General features: G+C 72.5%; 15 protein-coding genes. 6 read left to right on the top strand and 9 right to left on the bottom strand.

The annotated features are described in order from the left end of the window. Positions 1–17: 17 nt before the first annotated feature. The 3 genes from ACPYN5_RS11925 to ACPYN5_RS11915 all read right to left on the bottom strand — a co-directional run bounded on the left by ACPYN5_RS11925 (position 18) and on the right by ACPYN5_RS11915 (position 2,545). The gene (locus ACPYN5_RS11925; protein ID WP_424449203.1) at positions 18–1,028 is read right to left on the bottom strand and encodes a polyprenyl synthetase family protein; all 1,011 of its coding nucleotides are present in this window, start codon (positions 1,026–1,028) and stop codon (positions 18–20) included. 93 nt (positions 1,029–1,121) lie between these two features. Continuing rightward, the gene (ubiE, locus tag ACPYN5_RS11920; protein WP_424449202.1) at positions 1,122–1,859 is read right to left on the bottom strand and encodes a bifunctional demethylmenaquinone methyltransferase/2-methoxy-6-polyprenyl-1,4-benzoquinol methylase UbiE; all 738 of its coding nucleotides are present in this window, start codon (positions 1,857–1,859) and stop codon (positions 1,122–1,124) included. A gap of 146 nt (positions 1,860–2,005) precedes the next feature. Continuing rightward, a complete protein-coding gene (locus tag ACPYN5_RS11915; RefSeq protein WP_424449228.1) occupies positions 2,006–2,545 on the bottom strand; it encodes a DUF402 domain-containing protein in 540 nt (179 codons plus the stop codon). A 28-nt stretch (positions 2,546–2,573) separates the two neighbouring features. Here ACPYN5_RS11915 and ACPYN5_RS11910 point away from each other — a divergent pair, with 28 nt between their 5' ends. Then, complete coding sequence (locus ACPYN5_RS11910; protein ID WP_424449227.1) at positions 2,574–3,863, top strand: isochorismate synthase; 1,290 nt, start codon at positions 2,574–2,576, stop codon at positions 3,861–3,863. A 21-nt stretch (positions 3,864–3,884) separates the two neighbouring features. On the opposite strand, the gene menD is transcribed toward ACPYN5_RS11910, so the two are convergent. Together menD and ACPYN5_RS11900 are read right to left on the bottom strand one after the other, a co-directional pair. Then, the gene (gene menD / locus ACPYN5_RS11905; RefSeq protein ID WP_424449201.1) at positions 3,885–5,714 is read right to left on the bottom strand and encodes a 2-succinyl-5-enolpyruvyl-6-hydroxy-3-cyclohexene-1-carboxylic-acid synthase; all 1,830 of its coding nucleotides are present in this window, start codon (positions 5,712–5,714) and stop codon (positions 3,885–3,887) included. A gap of 2 nt (positions 5,715–5,716) precedes the next feature. Next, positions 5,717–6,121, bottom strand: coding sequence for a PLD nuclease N-terminal domain-containing protein (locus ACPYN5_RS11900; protein ID WP_424449200.1), 405 nt, complete (start codon positions 6,119–6,121; stop codon positions 5,717–5,719). Positions 6,122–6,174: 53 nt separating this feature from the next. On the opposite strand from ACPYN5_RS11900, the gene ACPYN5_RS11895 reads away from it, so the two are divergent. After that, positions 6,175–6,435, top strand: a complete 261-nt coding sequence (locus ACPYN5_RS11895; RefSeq protein ID WP_424449199.1) for a DUF4229 domain-containing protein — start codon at positions 6,175–6,177, stop codon at positions 6,433–6,435. A 59-nt stretch (positions 6,436–6,494) separates the two neighbouring features. Here ACPYN5_RS11895 and ACPYN5_RS11890 read toward each other — a convergent pair whose 3' ends face one another. From ACPYN5_RS11890 to ACPYN5_RS11880, 3 genes are read right to left on the bottom strand one after another with little or no spacing between them, the layout of a single operon-like run. Continuing rightward, positions 6,495–7,460: a 1,4-dihydroxy-2-naphthoate polyprenyltransferase gene (locus ACPYN5_RS11890; RefSeq protein WP_424449198.1), complete on the bottom strand. Its 966-nt coding sequence runs from the start codon at positions 7,458–7,460 to the stop codon at positions 6,495–6,497. 11 nt (positions 7,461–7,471) lie between these two features. After that, on the bottom strand, positions 7,472–8,632 hold the full coding sequence (locus ACPYN5_RS11885; protein WP_424449197.1) for an AMP-binding protein: 1,161 nt from the start codon (positions 8,630–8,632) through the stop codon (positions 7,472–7,474). Positions 8,633–8,649: 17 nt separating this feature from the next. After that, positions 8,650–9,549: a 1,4-dihydroxy-2-naphthoyl-CoA synthase gene (locus tag ACPYN5_RS11880; RefSeq protein ID WP_424449196.1), complete on the bottom strand. Its 900-nt coding sequence runs from the start codon at positions 9,547–9,549 to the stop codon at positions 8,650–8,652. A gap of 48 nt (positions 9,550–9,597) precedes the next feature. On the opposite strand from ACPYN5_RS11880, the gene ACPYN5_RS11875 reads away from it, so the two are divergent. Beyond that, complete coding sequence (locus ACPYN5_RS11875) at positions 9,598–10,602, top strand: o-succinylbenzoate synthase (protein ID WP_424449226.1); 1,005 nt, start codon at positions 9,598–9,600, stop codon at positions 10,600–10,602. Between the two features lie 15 nt (positions 10,603–10,617). Here the strand turns inward: ACPYN5_RS11875 and ACPYN5_RS11870 are convergent, their stop codons facing one another. Then, entirely contained in the window at positions 10,618–11,253 is a 636-nt protein-coding gene (locus ACPYN5_RS11870) for a TetR/AcrR family transcriptional regulator (RefSeq protein WP_424449195.1), read from the bottom strand. Between the two features lie 107 nt (positions 11,254–11,360). Between ACPYN5_RS11870 and ACPYN5_RS11865 the strand changes: the two genes are divergently transcribed. The 3 genes from ACPYN5_RS11865 (at position 11,361) to ACPYN5_RS11855 (ending at position 16,994) form a co-directional block, all read left to right on the top strand. Then, positions 11,361–14,186 carry an MMPL family transporter gene (locus ACPYN5_RS11865; protein WP_424449194.1) on the top strand — a complete coding sequence of 942 codons (2,826 nt, stop codon included), beginning with the start codon at positions 11,361–11,363 and terminating at the stop codon, positions 14,184–14,186. Continuing rightward, positions 14,183–16,318, top strand: coding sequence for a YhgE/Pip family protein (locus ACPYN5_RS11860; protein WP_424449193.1), 2,136 nt, complete (start codon positions 14,183–14,185; stop codon positions 16,316–16,318). Before ACPYN5_RS11865 ends, ACPYN5_RS11860 begins: the two co-directional genes overlap by 4 nt. Before the next feature lie 79 nt (positions 16,319–16,397). Continuing rightward, the gene (locus tag ACPYN5_RS11855; RefSeq protein WP_424449192.1) at positions 16,398–16,994 is read left to right on the top strand and encodes a class I SAM-dependent methyltransferase; all 597 of its coding nucleotides are present in this window, start codon (positions 16,398–16,400) and stop codon (positions 16,992–16,994) included. Positions 16,995–17,082: the final 88 nt, after the last annotated feature.

The raw sequence follows: 17,082 nt of genomic DNA, 5'->3' as shown, positions 1-17,082 counted from the left end.
GGGTGCAGCGGGGTCTGTCAGCTCGCGCGGTCGACGACGACCTCGGCGAACCGGGTCAGCGCGTCGCGCACGGCACCGGCGGGCAGCGGCGCGAGGGCCGCGACGGCGTCGTCGGCCCACTTCTCGGCGAGTCGGCGCGTCTGTGCCGTCACCTCGTGGTCGCGCAGACGCGCGAGCGGCTCGTCGAGGATCGCGGGATCGGCTCCCTCGGCGATCTCGGCGACGCCGCGGTCGATCGTCGCGGCGAGCTCGCGCGACGCAGCGTCGTCGGCTCGCGTCAGCAGCAGGTAGGGCATCGTGGGGACTCCGGCCCGGAGGTCGGTTCCCGGCACCTTGCCCGTGGCCTCGGGGTCGGCCGAGAGGTCGATGACGTCGTCGAGCAGCTGGAATGCGACACCGGCCTTCTCGCCGAAGGACAGCAGCGGCTCCGCGAGCTCCTCCGGTCCGCCTGAGAAGAGCACGCCGACCTGCGCGGCGGCGGCGATGAGCGACCCGGTCTTGTCGGCGAGCACCTGGATGTAGAAGTCCACGGGATCGTCGCCCGGCTGCGCTCCGATGGTCTCGTGCATCTGACCGAGGACGAGGCGTTCGAAGGTGTCGGCCTGCAGGCGGATGGCCCGCTCGCCGATCCGGGCCATCAGCTGGCTCGCGCGGGAGAAGAGGAGGTCGCCCGTGAGGATCGCGACGTTGTTGCCCCAGACCTCGTGGGCGCTCGGGACGCCGCGACGCTTGTCGGCGCCGTCCATGACGTCGTCGTGGTAGAGCGAGCCCAGGTGGGTCAGCTCGAGAGCGGCGGCACCGGCGATGACGTCATCCGTCGCGCCGTCGCCGAGCTGGGCGGTGAGCAGCGCGAGCATCGGACGCAGGCGTTTGCCGCCGGCCTCGTACAGGTAGCGGGTCTTGGCATCGACGAGCGCATCGCTGACCGTGAGCTCGTCGCCGAGGCGCGCCTCGACGCGCTCGAGCCCGGCTTCGACGGTCGCGAGCAGCTTGCGGGTCCGGGGTCCGGCGAAGATGCGCTCGGTCATCCCGAGATGCTTCGCCAGCCGCGGCGCGGAGGGGCTCGATGTCACGCGTCCAGCCTACCGGCCGGGCGACGGCACCGATCCGCCCGGGCGGCTTCAGGCCGCCGGCTTGACAGCGCGGTGCAGCGCGACGATGCCGAACGACAGATCGCGGTGCGACACCTCGTCCCATCCGGCCTCGCGGATCCAGCCGGCGAGCGTCCGCTGGTCGGGCCAGTCGCGGATCGACTCGTTGAGGTAGTCGTACGCTTCGGCGTTCGAGCTCACGAGGCGTGCCACCACCGGCAGCACCCGGTCGTTGTAGAAGCGGTAGAGCCCCGCGAACGCGCGCGACGGCGGCTGCGAGAACTCGCTGATGAGCAGGCGTCCGCCCGGCTTGGTCACTCGCAGCATCTCGGCGAGCGCCTTCTTGGGCTCATTGACGTTGCGCAGTCCGAACGAGATCGTGACGACGTCGAACTCGGCGTCCCCGAACGGCAGGTTCGTGGCATCCGCTTCGACGAACGACAGGTTCGGGATGCCGCCTCCCGGCGCTTGCTCGCCGTAGCGGCGAACGCCCTCGGCGATCATGCCGGGCGAGAAGTCGGCGGCGACGACCTCGGCTCCGCTGCGGGCCAACGAGACCGAGCTCGCGCCCGTCCCGGCCGCGAGGTCGAGAATGCGCTCGCCCGGCTTCGGGTCGATCGCGCGGGTCGCCGCGATGCGCCACAGGCGATCCTGGCCCAGGCTCAGGACGTCGTTGGTGCGGTCGTAGGCACCGGCCACCTGATCGAACATGCCGCTGACACGCGACGGATCCTTGCCGAGGTCGGCGCGGTTGGGCTCGCTGGTCACGCGTCCGAGTCTAGGCGCGCCGCTGCGCGCCCGTGCCCGCTCCGCGAGGTCCCACTTCGGCCGGGTATGAGCCGGTGTTTCCCGGCCGAAGTGGGACCTCGGCGGGCGAGACGGCCGAAGTGGGACCTCGGCGGGTGAGACGCGGGTCAGGGGGCCGGGGCCGGGAGGGAGGCCAGGACCCCGAGCCAACGGGCGGCCGTGACCTCGTCGAAGGGGGCGCGGTGCGCGGTGACGGCCGCCTCGAGCTCGACGGCGAGGCTCTCGAGCTCCGCGACGACGGGCTCGGGGTACCCGTAGCTGACGCGGTGCTCGTCCCACTCGTCGCGGTCGTCGATCCAGATGCCGCGAGACGCGGAGTCGACGACATCCAGGTCCATGTCGATGGCCGTCGGCTCGCCGCCGTCGTCCCACCGGGCGTCCCACGCGATGTCGATGTAGACGCGGGTCGGATGCGGCGGCGCGTTCATCGTCAGCACCCACTCGCCGACCGGGGGCAGGAGCATGACGCACGGATGCGCCGCGACGAAGTCGCGTCCCGGCCGGTTGCTGCGGTCGCCGGGGCGCTGACCGAACCAGTCGCCGTGCTCGTCGCTGCCGAGGTAGGTGCAGGAGTGCACCCAGTGAGTCCCGCCGTCCCACTTGCGCCAGCGGAAGGTCACGGCGGTACCCGGAGCGGGACGGAGCATCACCCGCCGAGTCTAGGCTGGTCTGGTGATCGATTCTGCGCCCGCCGTCCGGCTGCGCGTCGTCACCCGCGAGATCGAGGCACCGGACGAGCTGCTGCTGTTCGCCGACCCGCAGCACCCCACGGTCTGGTCACGCCGGGGCGACCTGCTCGTCGCTCGGGGCACGGCCGCGACGTTCACCTCCGCCGAGCAGAGCCCCGGCCCCCGTGACGTCGCCGACTGGTGGCGCAGCATCGTCGGCGCGGCCGAGATCGACGATGCGGTCGGCCTGCCCGGGTCGGGACTCGTCGCCTTCGGAGCCCTCCCCTTCGATCCCCGTCCCGAGACCCGCGCCGACGTCGCGAGCCCGCCCCTGCACTTCGCGGTGCCGCGCATCGTCGTCGGTCGGCGGGGCCCCCGCGCCTGGGTGACCTCGATCACCGCCGACGGCGCGGCCCCCGTGGCCGAGGGGCCCGCCGCGACCGGATTCGGACCGCACTGGTCGGCGACGGCCGGACCCGGGGCGCTCACGCCCGAGGGCTATCAGGAGATCGTCCGCGCCGGCGTCGACGCCATCAAGGCCGGCGGTCTGCAGAAGGTCGTGCTCGCCCGCGACCTCGCGGGGACCGTGCCGGCGGGAGCCGACCTGCGGCGGCTCGTGCGCGCCCTGTCGTCGGCCTACCCCGACACGTGGGCGTTCGCGGTCGACGGTCTCATCGGCGCGAGCCCGGAGACGCTCGTGACGGTCTCCGGCGGCACGGTCACCGCCCGCGTCCTCGCGGGCACGATCGCCCGCGGAGCCGACGCGGACGCCGACACAGCGGCATCTCTGAACCTCGCCACCAGCACGAAGGATCTCGACGAGCACGGCTACGCCGTGCGAAGCGTCCTCGACGCGCTCCGCCCGTCGACGTCCTCGCTCGTCGCGGGCGAGCAGCCCTTCATGCTGAAGCTGCCCAACGTCTGGCACCTCGCCACCGACGTCGAGGGCGAGCTCGCCGGGGATGCCTCCGCCCTCGACCTCGTCGCGGCGCTGCACCCCACCGCCGCGGTCGCCGGGACACCGACCGTCGTCGCGCTCGACGAGATCCGCCGGCTCGAGCCCTTCAGCCGCGGGCGGTACGCGGGCCCCGTGGGGTGGATCGATGCGAACGGCGACGGCGAGTGGGCCATCGCCCTGCGCTGCGCGCAGTTCCGTCCGGGCGACCGCGCCGGCGACGGCGTGTCGATGCCCTTCACCGCCTACGCGGGTGCCGGCATCGTCGGCGCGAGCGACCCCGAGTCGGAGATGCTCGAGACGCGCGTGAAATTCCGTCCGATCATCGACGCGCTCGCCTGACGCCCCGATCGTCCGACCGGTTCACCGCGTCAGCGGAACCTCGATGAGCTGCCGTCCGCCCACGGGCGAGGTGAGCACCTGGTCGAGCGCCGAGCGCGTCGTCACGCGGCGGTACTCCCAGCCGTAAGCGAGCGCCAGCTGCTCCAGACGCGTCTCGTGCGGGGTGAAGAGCACCCGGTCGGCGGCCTCGGGCGGTGCGGTGCGTGCGACCTCGAGACCGTCGAAGATCGTGCCCCCGCCGTCGTTGCCGACGATGACCTGGATGCGGGGCTCCGGCTCGGCGCCGGGCAGCAGCAGCGAACCGACATCGTGGAGCAGCGACAGGTCTCCGGTGAGCACACGCGTCACCCCGGCCCGGGCCTCGTCCTGGCTCGCCACGGCGATGCCCATCCCCGTCGCGATGATGCCGTCGATCCCGGCGAGCCCCCGGTTGGCGTGCACCGGCACCTTCTTGCCGCCGAGCACCGTGTCGGCGACCCGCACGAGCCGCGACGAGGCGAAGAGCAGCCGGTCGTGCGGCCAGCTCGCGCGCCAGACCGCGTCGACCAGCGCCGCGCGATCGATCGGAGCCCGCAGCACCGCCATCTCGGCTGAGATCGCGCCCAGCCGCTCCTGCGGCACCGTCGAGGCGAGGCCGTCGGCGTCGGGCGCCGCGGGGCTCAGGTCGACGGCGGCGTCGCGCGATGCGCGCATCCACTCCCCGAGCCACGCCCGATCCGTCTCGCCGGGTGCCACCGTGACAGCCGCGACCGCGGTCGTCGCGGCGTTGAGGTTGAGGTCTTCGCCGGGCCCGCGCACCGCCACCACCTCGACCTCGGGGCGGGACAGGAGAGCGGCCACCTCGCGGCTGAGCGTCGGATGCCCGAACACGACCACGCGTTCGACGGCTTCGGCGAGTCCTCCGGAGGCGAGCACGGCACGGTAGCCGTGCACGAGGTTGCGCCCGAAGCGCGCTCCGCTGACGATCTCGGCGATCAGCGGCCAGCCCCCGCGGTGCGCGAGGTCTTCCGCCGCGGGCCCGGCGTCGGCGCCCGCCACGACGAGGGTGCGCTGCCCACGGGCGAGCTCCACCGGCTCGACCTGCACCGCCGCCGCCTCGGCTTCGCCGATGCCGCCCCCGCCCTGATAGTGCGCGCCCGAGGTCGTCGCATCGGCATCCGCTCCGGCATCCGGGAATGCTTCGGCATCCGCGTCCGGACGGACGTCGGCCGTCTCGGACTCCGCGTCGATGAGCCACGGCGGCAGCGCACCCGAGAGCGGGTTGCGATACGGGAGGTTCAGGTGAACGGGCCCCGCGGGTCGCGACCGGTCGCCGCGCGCGGCAGCCAGGGCCGCCACGGCGATCCGCCCGAGCTCGGCCGACTGGACCGAAGTGGGATCGGCGTCGATGGCGTCGGGCGTCGGGGCGTCGAGCTCGAGCCGCACGAAGCCCGAGAACAGGCCCGGCTGACGCGTCGCCTGGTTGGCACCGATGCCGCGCAGCTCCGGCGGGCGGTCCGCCGTCAGCAGCATCAGCGGCACGCCGGCGTGGTGGGCCTCGAGCACGGCGGGCAAGAGGTTGGCGACGGCGGTGCCAGACGTGCAGACGACGGCGGCGGGCACGCCCGACTCACGGCCGATGCCGAGAGCGGTGAACGCCGCCACCCGTTCGTCGATGCGGACGTGCAGGCGGATGAGGCCGCGCCGCTCGAGCTCTGCGGCGACGAGGGCAAGGGCCTGCGAGCGCGACCCCGGACTCAGGACGACATGTCGCACCCCCGCGGCGACGAGCGCTCCGAGCAGCGCGGAAGCGGCATCGGTGGCGGGTGCCCGAACCGCCGGAGGCGTCGACGCGTCGTCGGTCGCGCGCATCGTCAGGCGAGCGGACCGCGTGAGCCGGTCGGCCCTTCGGCATCGTCGTCACTCTGCGAGGAGCGTGTCGGCGGGACGTCGCGGGGATCGTCGGCCTCGGCGTCGAGAGCGGCGAGCTCCTCTTCGAGGCGGCGGATGCGCTCGTCCTGATCACGCACCGACCCGAGGCTGCCGAGGAAGTCGGGATCGTCGTCGGGTGCGCGGCGCGCCGGGACGTTCGCGCGGCGGACTCGTCCGACGACGAACCACAGGATGCCGCCCAGCACCGGCAGCAGCACGACGATGAGGATCCACACCGGCTTGCTGACTCCGCGGTGACGCGTCGCGTCCTGCAGCGCGCAGTCGACGATGCTGTACACCCAGAAGGCGAGTGCCAGCAGCACACCGATGAGCAGGAGCCGCGCCATTCCCCCATCCTAGGCGTCCGGCGGGTCACCCGGCCCGGTCGTACACTGGTCGGATGAATGCGCGCTCGGCCGTCGTCTACTCCGTGCTGCGGCTGCTCGCCTTCCTGGTCCCGTTCGGCATCATGATGCTGTTCCCGATCATGCGCGAGTACTACTGGCTCGCCGCGATCTTCGCCGCCCTCATCGGCCTGAGCCTGTCGCTGATCTTCCTGCGCCGCCCGCTCGACGACGTCGCCTCGGGCCTGGCGGCCCGTCGGACGCGCCGACGCTCGGGCGAAGAGACCGACGCCGAAGCCGAGGACGCCGCTTCCTGACCCAGCGCCCGCGAGCGCTCGCGACCGCCCGCCAGCGCGCGCCCGTCAGCGTTAGAGGGTCAGCCGACGAAGGCCCAGAACAGGAACGCCCCGAACGCGACGGACGTCAGCGACGTCAGCGCGAGCGCGACGACGAGCTCGCGCGGCTGACGGTACGTCCACACGATGAGGATCGCCGAGAGGGCCGGGAGCAGCGCGAACAGGCTCAGCCACGCGATCGGATACACCAGCGCGAGCAGGACGGCGATCCCGAACGGCGCCAGGACGAACACCGTGAAGACGATGCGCGTTGCGGTGCGACCGATGAGCACGCTGAGGGTGCGCTTTCCGGCGATCCGGTCCTGATCGATGTCGCGCAGGTTGTTCGCCAGAAGCACGGCGCAGGCCAACAGACCTGCACCGACCGCGCCGAGCCAGCTCTCCTGCGGGACGGATCCCGCCTGGACGAACGTCGTCCCCACGGTCGCGACGAGCCCGAAGAACACGAAGACGAAGAGCTCACCGAGGCCGGCGTAACCGTACGGGCGTTTGCCGCCGGTGTAGAACCACGCGGCGACGACGCACGCCGCCCCGATCAGCAGCATCCACCAATGACCGGTCCGCACGATGATCGCGATGCCGGCGACGGCGGCGAGCCCGAAGAAGGCGAGCGCCACGGCGAGGACCGTCCGCGGGCGGGCGAGCCTGCCGCCGGTCAGGCGCGCGGGGCCCACCCGCACGTCATCGGTGCCGCGGATGCCGTCGCTGTAGTCGTTGGCGTAGTTGACGCCGATCTGCAGCGCCACTGCGACCACCAGGCAGCACAGCGCGATGACCCAGTGCAGCTGGCGGTCGACGAGCATCGCGGCTCCGGTCCCGATCAGCACCGGCGTGATCGCGAGCGGGAGCGTCCGCAGGCGTGCCGCGCCGATCCAGTCGCGAGCCGTCGCCGTCCGGGGCGGCGGGGCCGAGACGAGGCCGCGCTTGGCGGGGTTACCGCCGCGCGTCGCGGGACGGGACTTCGGGGAGCGAGACGAACGAGCCACGAGGGATCATCCTAGATCGCGAGCATGCGACGCACGGCCGCGCGGTCGGGTTTGCCGCTGTCGAGCAGCGGCATCCGCTCCATCGTGACGACGCGGGCGGGACGCGCCGGCTTGCCGAGGCGATCCGCGACGGCGGCCCGGATCAGCGGAAGAAGGCCGTCGGCATCGGCGCCGGCGTCGGCGAGCGCCGAGGCCGCGACGACGACGACGGATGCCTGGCCCCACCGCTCATCGGCGACGGGGACGAGGACCGCGGAGGCGAGACCCGTCAGCTCCCGGACGACCGCCTCGACCCGGTCGAGCGAGACGTTGACGCCGCCGGAGATGATCACATTGTCGATGCGGCCGGTCACCCGCAGCTCGTGGCCGTCGAACTCGCCCGCGTCGCCCGTGCGGTACCAGCGCGTCTCGCCGTCGACGATGAAGGATGCCGCCGTGCGCTCGGGCTCGCCGAGGTACCCGTCGGCCAGGACGGGGCCCGACAGCTGCACCTCGCCGTCTCGAACCCGCACATCGACCCCGGTCAACGGGATGCCGTCGTAGACGCATCCCCCGCTCGTCTCGGTCGACCCGTACGTGCGCACGATGCGCGCCCCGAGCGCCTCGGCCCGTTCGCGCTGCGTGAGCGGAAGCGCCTGCCCGCCCACGAGGATCGACTCGTACGCCCGCAGCGACGCCGCGACGGCGGCATCCGCCTCGGCCGCGTCGAGCAGATCCGACAGCTGCGCCGGCACCAGGGAGGTGTACATCCCCAGCCGGCGCCCGCCGATGCTCGAGTGCATCGATGCTGTCACCGCCGCGAAGGCGACGGGCGAGAACGACCCGGACAGCACGGCCGGCTCGTGTCCGGCGAACAGGCTCCGCACGAGCACCTGCAGGCCCGCGACGTAACCGGGCGAAAGGGCCAGCAGCCACCGGCCCCGACCGATGCGGTCGGCGGTCGCCGCAGCGCTGGCGATGAGGGCCGAGCGGCTGAGGACGACGCTCTTGGGCACGCCCGTCGAGCCCGACGTCGTCACGACGGCGACGGTGCCCGGCGGGGCCTCCGCCGACGAGCCGTTCGGGAACGGAGCGCCGAGCGCGAGTGCGGGCCCGGCCCCGTCGAGCGTCCGCCGGAGGGCTCGGAGCACCTCCCGGGGTTCGGATGCGACGGGGACGAGTTCGACCGGCATGTCAGAGGCGTGCCGGGTCAGAAGTGATACGGATAGGGCGACCAGTCGGGGTCGCGCTTCTGCAGGAACGCATCGCGCCCCTCGACAGCCTCGTCGGTGCCGTATGCGAGCCGGGTCGCCTCGCCGGCGAACACCTGCTGCCCCACCATGCCGTCGTCGATCGCGTTGAAGGCGAACTTCAGCATCCGGATCGCGGTCGGCGACTTGCCCAGGATCGTCCGCGCCATCGCGATGGCTTCCCGCTCGAGCTCGGCGTGCGGGACGACGCGATTGACCGCGCCCATCTCGTAGGCGCGCTGCGCGGAGTACTCCTCCGCGAGGAAGAACACCTCGCGCGCGACCTTCTGGCCGACCTGGCGGGCCATGTATGCCGAGCCGTAGCCGGCGTCGAACGAACCGACGTCGGCGTCGGTCTGCTTGAACCGGCCGTGTTCGGCCGAGGCGATGGAGAGATCGCACACGATGTGGAGCGAGTGCCCTCCTCCGGCAGCCCACCCGGGGATCACGGCGATGACGACCTTCGGCATGAACCGGATGAGACGCTGCACCTCGAGGATGTGCAGGCGTCCCGCGCGCGCGGGGTCGCCCACGGCGGTCTCGTCGTCGCTGTACTTGTACCCGTCGCGTCCGCGGATGCGCTGGTCGCCGCCCGAGCAGAAGGCCCAGCCGCCGTCCTTCGCGCTCGGGCCGTTGCCGGTCAGCAGCACGACACCGATCCGCGGGTCCTGCCGCGCGATGTCGAGGGCGCGGTACAGCTCGTCGACCGTGTGCGGCCGGAAGGCGTTGCGCACCTCGGGTCGGTCGAAGGCGATGCGCGCGATACGGCCGTCGGTCGAGACGTGGGCGGTGATGTCGGTGTACGCGTCGGCCCCCGGGGCGAGCGACCATTGCGCGGGATCGAACAAATCCGAGACCATGCCGCCAGCCTATGCCGCCGGTGGGAGGATGAACGCGTGGACGCCGCCCTGCCCCTCCCCGCCCTGGCCGACCTGCTCGACCGCGCGCACGTGGTGGCACTGCCGCTGACGACCCGCTTCCGCGGCGTCGACGTGCGCGAGGCGCTCCTGCTCGACGGACCGGCGGGCTGGAGCGAGTTCTCCCCCTTCACCGAGTACGCCGACGACGAGGCGGCCGTCTGGCTCGCCGCCGCCGTCGAGTTCGGCTGGATGCCGGCACCCGAGCCCGTCCGCGACCGGGTCGCCGTGAACGCGACGGTGCCCGCCGTCGCCGCGGACCGGGTCCTCGACGTGCTGTCGCGATACGACGGATGCCGCACGGTGAAGGTGAAGGTCGCCGAGCGTGGCCAGGTGCTGGCCGACGACGTCGCGCGCGTCCGTGCCGTGCGCGAGGCGCTCGGCCCCGAGGGTCGCCTGCGCATCGACGCGAACGGCGCATGGAACCTCGATGAGGCCGAGCACGCCCTCCACGCGCTCGCGGAGTTCGATCTGGAGTACGTCGAGCAGCCGTGCGCGAGCATCGACGAGCTCGCCGAGCTGCGCCGCCGCATCCACTACATGGGCATCCCGGTCGCCGCCGACGAGAGCGTCCGCAAGGCCGACGACCCCCTCGCGGTCGCGCGAGCGGGAGCCGCCGACATCCTCGTGATCAAGGCGCAGCCGCTCGGGGGCACGCGGCGCGCTCTGCGTCTCGTGGCCGAGGCCGGACTGCCCGCGGTCGTCTCGAGCGCGCTCGACACGAGCGTGGGGCTGTCGATGGGCGTCGCGCTCGCGGCCGCGCTGCCGCAGCTGGAGTACGACTGCGGACTCGGCACGGCCTCGCTGTTCGCAGCGGATGTCGCATCCCCCGCGCTCCGCCCCGTCTCGGGTGAGATCGCGGCGGGGCGCGTCGCGGTCGACCGGGATGCCGTCGCCGCCCTCGCCCCCTCCGCGGAACGGCAGCGGTGGTGGCGCGAACGCCTCGAGCGGTGTCACGCGGTGCTGGCATCCGGGCCTCGTCCCGAGGACGACTGAGCCGGCGGAGAACGCTCAGCTGTCGAGCAGCGCCGTCGCGAGAAGTCCGATGCGCTCGTGCAGCAGCCGCGTCGTCTCGGGCTCGCCGAGGCCCTCGATGGCCGCCCGCTCGCACGTGGCGTCGGCGAGGTCGACCATCAGTTGCGCGACCTCGGCCGTCGGCAGCCGGAACCGCAGCTCGTAGACGCTGCCGATGTCATCGACGATCGTCCGTACGCGCTCGACGATGCCCTCCTGCAGGCGCAGATAGGCCGCAGCCATCCGCTCGTCGCGGATCGCCTGGGCACGAAGCTCGGAGACGAGCCGCGGCTCCATGCCGGCGAGCGAGGCCCCCACGACCTGCGGCACGAGCGAACTGGGATCGGGCGTCGCGGTTCGATCGAGGGCTCGCACCCGGTCGGCGACGAGGTCGAGCTTCTGGCTCGAAGAGCGCTCGACGAGCGCGAGGAACAGCTCGCCCTTCGACGCGAAGTTGGAGTAGAAGGCGCCGCGCGAGAAGCCGGCACGGTCGCAGACGGCTTCGACCGACGCGGCGTCCAGGCCGACCTCGGCGAAGACCTCTGCGGCGGCGTCCAAGAGCCGTGCGCGGGTGTTCTCGCGGCTGCGGGTGGCCGGGCGGGCCTCGGCATCCATGGTGCTCCTCGTGTTCACACCGATCATCCAGCCGGACCGGTGAGGGATGAACCTAGGATACATTGGTGTATCGGATACAGCGCTGTATCGAACACCCGTGACGATCGACCATACCTGGAGCGCCCGTGTCCACACTGCTGTTCACCCTCGGCCGGTGGTCGTTCCGCCACCCCTGGCGGGTCCTCGTGTCGTGGCTGCTCATCCTGGTCATCGCGGGCGGTGGCGCACTGATGCTGAACAAGGGCACCGACAACTCCTTCTCGATCCCGGGGACCGAGGCGCAGGAGGGGCTCGAACTGCTCAACCGTACGTTCCCGCAAGCGAGCGGCACGAGCGCGCAGCTCGTCGTCGTCGCCCCCGAGGGCGACAGCGTGCGCGACGACCCGTTCGCAGGCGAGATCGCCGACAGCGTCACGGAGTTCGGCGATCTCGGCGACGACGTCCTGGCTGTGACCGACCCCTTCGACGAGACGGTGTCGGGCCTGATCTCCGAGGATGACCGCGCCGCGATCGTCCGGGTGCAGTTCGACGGCGAGTCGACCTCGGTGAGCACCGAGACGAAAGACTCGCTCACGGCCGTCGCCGACCGGATGCGCGCCGACCTGCCCTCCGGCACGCAGATCGCCCTCGGCGGCGACCTGTTCTCGACATCGATCCCGGCGCTGTCGATCGTCGAGGTCATCGGCGTGCTCGTGGCGCTGTTCGTCCTGATCATCACGTTCCGCTCGTTCGCGGTCTCGTGGTTCCCCCTCGTCAGCGCACTCATCGGCGTCGCCCTGGCGACCTCGATGATCTTCGTCGCGACCCAGTTCGCCTCCGTCTCGTCCACGACACCGCTGCTGTCGGTCATGCTCGGCCTCGCCGTCGGCATCGACTACTCCCTCTTCATCGCAGCCCGCCACCAGGATCAGGTGCGCGCCGGCATGGACCCCGAGGAGTCGGCGGCCCGTTCGACGGGAACGGCCGGATCGTCCGTCGCCTTCGCCGGAATCACGGTGCTCATCGCGCTCGTGGGCCTGAGCTTCGCCGGCATCCCGTTCCTGACGACCATGGGCATCGCCGCCGCGGTCGCCGTCGCGATCGCCGTCGTGGTCGCCGTCACCCTCACCCCCGCCCTCCTCGGGTTCGCCGGGCCGCGCGTCGCCGGGTGGCCGCGCCGGGCCCGGCGGTCGCGCAAGCGTCCCGCGACGCCCCGCCGGGGCTTCGCCGAGCGCTGGGTACGGGGCGTGACGCGGCGTCCGCTCGTCACCACGATCGCGGTGATCGCCGGGCTCGGCGTCGTCGCCATCCCGTCGGCGAGCCTGACGCTCGCCCTCCCCAACGCCGGCGTGCAGCCGCCCTCGAGCGAGGCGCGTCAGGCCTACGATCTCACCGCCGAGCACTTCGGGCCCGGGGCGAACGGTCCGCTCATCATGACCGGCACCATCGTCACCTCGACCGATCCGCTGACCCTCATGCAGGACATCGGCGATGACATCGCCACCATCCCCGGCGTCAAGGAGGTCGCGCTGGCGACCCCGAACGAGACCGCCGACACCGGGCTCGTGCAGATCGTCCCCGAGACCGCGCCCGACTCCCCCGAGACCGCCGACCTCGTGCGCGAGCTGCGCGCGCAGCACGATCGCATCCTCGACGAGTACGGCGTCGACCTCAAGGTCACCGGGTTCACCGCCGTCGGCATCGACATCTCCGATCGGCTGGGCGAAGCGCTCCTCCCCTTCGGCATCTTCGTCGTCGGCCTCTCGCTCATCCTGCTGACGATCGTCTTCCGCTCGATCTGGGTGCCGATCAAGGCCGCGCTCGGATACCTCCTCTCGGTGCTCGCCGCCTTCGGCGTGGTCGCGGCGGTCTTCGAATGGGGCTGGTTCGCCGACCTGCTCCACGTCACCCGCGAAGGGCCCGTGATCAGCTTCATGCCGATCATCCTCATGGGCGTGCTGTTCGGCCTCGCGATGGACTACGAGGTCTTCCTCGTCTCGCGCATGCGCGAAGACTACGTCCACGGACGGCGCGACCGGGGCGGCCGTGCCGACCGCCTCACCGCCGTCGGGGCCGTTCGCACCGGCTTCACCTCGTCGGCGCGCGTCGTCACAGCTGCGGCGGTCATCATGTTCGCCGTCTTCGCGGCGTTCGTTCCCGAGGGAGACTCCTCGATCAAGCCGATCGCCCTGGGACTCGCCGTCGGCATCGCGGTCGACGCCTTCCTCATCCGGATGACGCTGGTACCGGCGGTGATGGCCCTCCTCGGCGAGAAGGCGTGGTGGATGCCGCGCTGGCTCGACCGCATCCTCCCCCACTTCGACATCGAGGGCGAAGCGGTCGAGCGCGAGCTGTCGCTGCGCGACTGGCCCGAGCGCAACACCTCCGCGGCCCTGGTCGCCGAAGACGTCGCCGTCCACGCCGACGACGACGGCCACGTGCCGCTCTTCTCGGGCGCGACCTTCCGCGTCGAGCCCGGCGAATCGCTCGTCGTCTCGCACCCGGATCCGCGCATCGCCCGCGCCTTCGCGCTCACCGTCGCGGGACGCCTCCGGGTGGACGAGGGGCGGCTCCGCGTCGGCGGCCACCTCCTGCCCGAACGCGCGCCGTGGGTCCGCTCACACGTCGGTCTCGCGCTCCTCGAGGGTGCGGCCGACCCGATCGGCGAACTGCGCCGCGCCACGGCGGGCGGCACGACGATCGTCGTCGTGGACGGCCTCGACCTCCTGGCCGGTGCCGACCGCGATCAAGCCGCGGCGGTGCTCCGCGACGCGGCGTCGGACCTCGACGAGCGCCACGCGGGCGCCGGTGCCCTCACCGTGGTCGCCGTCGTCCGCCGCGAGCTCGCCGTGCTCGACATCCTCGCCGACGCCCATCGCGCCGCTCCTCGTACCCTCCCCCTGCACGGCGGTGCACCCGCGACGCCCGCATCCGAACCGTCGCACCCGAACACCGAGGTGATCTCGTCATGACCCTTCCCATCGAGCGCGCACGGTCGCGCAAGCCCGTCACCTGGCTCACCATCGTCGGCGTCATCCTGCTGCCCGTGCTCATCGGCGGCGTGCTGGTCGCCGCGCTCTACAACCCGGCCGAGCGACTCGACAACATGCGCGCCGCCATCGTGAACAACGATCAGGCGGTCGAGATCAACGGCCAGCTCGCCCCGCTCGGCCGGCAGCTGACCGCGGGCCTCGTCGCAGGCTCGGACGAGGTGCCGAGCAATCTCGACTGGGTCATCTCGAACGACGACGACGCCCGCGCCGGCCTCGCCGACGGCACCTACGACGCGGTCGTCACGATTCCGAGCGGCTTCTCGGCCGCGGCCACGTCGACCGCACCGGGCGGCACTCCCGAAAAGGCCACGATCCGCGTCGACACCGCTCCCGATGGTCTCGTGGTCGACGACGCGATCACGGCGCAGATCACGCAGGCGGCGACCTCGCTCATGGGCTCGCAGCTGTCGACCGTGTACCTCGAGAACGTCTTCCTCGGGTTCACGACCCTCGGCGATCAGCTCGGCGACGCCGCAGACGGCGCCCGTCAGCTCGCTGACGGCGGTCGGCAGGCGGCTGACGGCGCCACCCAGCTCGCCGATGGCGCCGGCGCACTGGCGAGCGGCGCCGGCACCCTCGCGGGTGGCGCGTCCGAGCTCGCCGGCGGTGCATCCGAGGTCGCGGGCGGCGCCGGCGACCTTGCGGGAGGGGCATCTCAGCTCGCCGCGGGCGCCGATGCGGCCGCCACCGGCCTCACTCAGTGGTCGGCGGGCGCACGGGTGATCGCCGAGAACGGTCGCACCCTCGCCGGTGGGCTGGGCGCCATCGCCGACGGCTTCACCGCGAGCCCCATCCCCGAGGTGCCGCAGAGCGTCGTGGATGCCGCGAAGGCGGTCGAAGCCGACCAGGCGAGCATCAACGCGAGCCTCACGCAGGCCGCCGGCACGCTGCAGGCGCTCGCGCAGCAATGCGCAGCATCCCCCGCCCCCGAGGACTGGTGCGCAGACGTGGCCGCGGCGTCGTCAGCCGTCGACGCGAACCTGGGATCGGTCCAGGGCATCGTCTCCAACGCCGGTGCGATCGCCACCGGCCTGCAGGCGCTTCCGGCGCTGGGATCCGGTATCGCCGAGCTGTCGTCCGGACTCGACGAGCTCTCGGGCGGCATCGATCAGCTGGCCGCCGGTGCGGACGCTGCGGCGACCGGCGTCGCTCAGCTGTCGGACGGTGCGGATCAGCTCGCCGGCGGTGCCGGGCAGCTCGCCGGCGGCGCCGGCCAGGTCGCCGACGGGGCCGGCCAGCTCTCCGACGGGGCGTCGCAGCTCTCGAGCGGCGCGGGTGAGCTGTCGACGGGCGCGGGCGACCTCGCATCCGGCGTGCAGACCGTCGCCGACGGCACCGGCACCCTCGCCGACGGGCTCGACACCGCCACGGCCGCGCTGCCGTCGTACACCGATCAGCAGGCGAGGGATCTGGCGAGCGTCGTCGCGGCGCCCGTCGAAGCGGAAGGCCTCGGCTCGGAACTGTTCGGCGCGTCGGCGATCCCGCTGCTGACGGGCCTCGCCCTCTGGCTCGGCGCGATCGGCTCGTTCATCGCGCTGCAGGCGATCCCCCGCAGCGCCCTGACCTCGCGACGTCCGTCGTTCGTGCTGGCGCTCCGCGCCTTCGCCCCCGCCGCCGTGATCGGGCTCGTCCAGGGCGTGCTCGTCGCCGTGGTGGTGCAGCTCGCCGCGTCGTACGACCCGTGGACCTGGGCGGCGTTCGCCGGGCTCTCCGCTCTCGCCGGCGTCGCGTTCGCAGCGGTGAACCAGGCGCTCGTGGCGCTCTTCGGCGGAGCGGGCCGCTGGGTCGCCGCCGGCGTCGCGGTGCTCGCGGTGGCGACGGGCGTCGTCTCCACCGTCCCCGGCGTGCTGTCGCAGATCGCAGCGCTGCTGCCCACGGCATCCGCCTACCAGGGTCTGCTCGCGGTGCTGACCTCGACCGGCGGCGCCGGCGCGGCCGTCGGCGCCCTGATCATCTGGCTGCTGCTGTCGCTGATCGTCACCGTGCTCGTCACCGCTCGCGCCCGCACCACCTCGGTGCGCGCCCTGCTGCGTCGCCCGGTCACCGCCTGACTCGCGTCCGCCCCCGCCTCCGCGTGAGGCGGGGGCGGAGCTTCTGCTGCCACGGCGGCCATTCGAATACCCTCAACGGGTGACCACGACGACCGAGGCATACGGCGCGCGTGCTGCGGAGTACACGGAGCTGCTCGGCACGATGTCAGCGGTGCATCCTTCCGACCGTCAGATCATCGAGTCATGGGCCCGGCGCCTGACAGGACGAGTCCTGGACGCGGGGTGCGGTCCCGGTCACTGGACGGACTACCTGACCCGACTCGGGCTCGACGCGCGCGGCATCGACCTCGTGCCTGCGTTCATCGATCACGCCCGGTCCACCTACCCCGGCATCCCGTTCGGCGTCGAGAGCATCGATGCCATCGACGAAGCCGATGGGGCACTCGCCGGCCTGCTCTCATGGTTCTCCACGATCCACTACGAGCCCGAAGCCGTCGCTGTGCCGATCGCCGAGTTCGCACGGGTTCTCCGCCCCGGCGGTGAACTGGTGATCGGGTTCTTCAGCGGGGACGCCGTCGAACCTTTCGATCACGCGGTGGTGCGGGCGTTTCGGTGGCCGGCCCGAGAACTGCAGCAGATCTTGACGGAGAGCGGATTCGATGTGCGGGAGACGCACGTCCGGGAAGCGCGCGACCAGCGGCCCGTGGGCGCGATCGTCTGCGAACGACGCGCCTGACGGCACCCCGAGGCCGCCGTTCGCGTGAGGATCAGCGGGTGCGGTGAGGATCGGCGGGAGACGCTGAGTCTCGGCGCTGAAGGCGATT

The sequence above is a fragment of the Microbacterium arborescens genome, from assembly GCF_049707515.1.
In the GTDB taxonomy this organism is placed as follows: Bacteria; Actinomycetota; Actinomycetes; order Actinomycetales; family Microbacteriaceae; genus Microbacterium; species Microbacterium arborescens_B.
Note: the sequence above shows the minus strand (reverse complement) of the source record. Positions and strands in the feature narration are given on the sequence as shown.

Excerpts from the sequence above, each read along its gene's own strand:
- ACPYN5_RS11885 (WP_424449197.1), bottom strand. The coding sequence starts at position 8,632 with ATGCCGGTCGAACTCGTCCCCGTCGCATCCGAACCCCGGGAGGTGCTC.
- ACPYN5_RS11915 (WP_424449228.1), bottom strand. The coding sequence starts at position 2,545 with ATGCTCCGTCCCGCTCCGGGTACCGCCGTGACCTTCCGCTGGCGCAAG.
- ACPYN5_RS11880 (WP_424449196.1), bottom strand. The coding sequence starts at position 9,549 with ATGGTCTCGGATTTGTTCGATCCCGCGCAATGGTCGCTCGCCCCGGGG.
- ACPYN5_RS11925 (WP_424449203.1), bottom strand. The coding sequence starts at position 1,028 with ATGACCGAGCGCATCTTCGCCGGACCCCGGACCCGCAAGCTGCTCGCG.
- ACPYN5_RS11895 (WP_424449199.1), top strand. The coding sequence starts at position 6,175 with ATGAATGCGCGCTCGGCCGTCGTCTACTCCGTGCTGCGGCTGCTCGCC.
- ACPYN5_RS11900 (WP_424449200.1), bottom strand. The coding sequence starts at position 6,121 with ATGGCGCGGCTCCTGCTCATCGGTGTGCTGCTGGCACTCGCCTTCTGG.
- ACPYN5_RS11860 (WP_424449193.1), top strand. The coding sequence starts at position 14,183 with ATGACCCTTCCCATCGAGCGCGCACGGTCGCGCAAGCCCGTCACCTGG.
- menD (WP_424449201.1), bottom strand. The coding sequence starts at position 5,714 with ATGCGCGCGACCGACGACGCGTCGACGCCTCCGGCGGTTCGGGCACCC.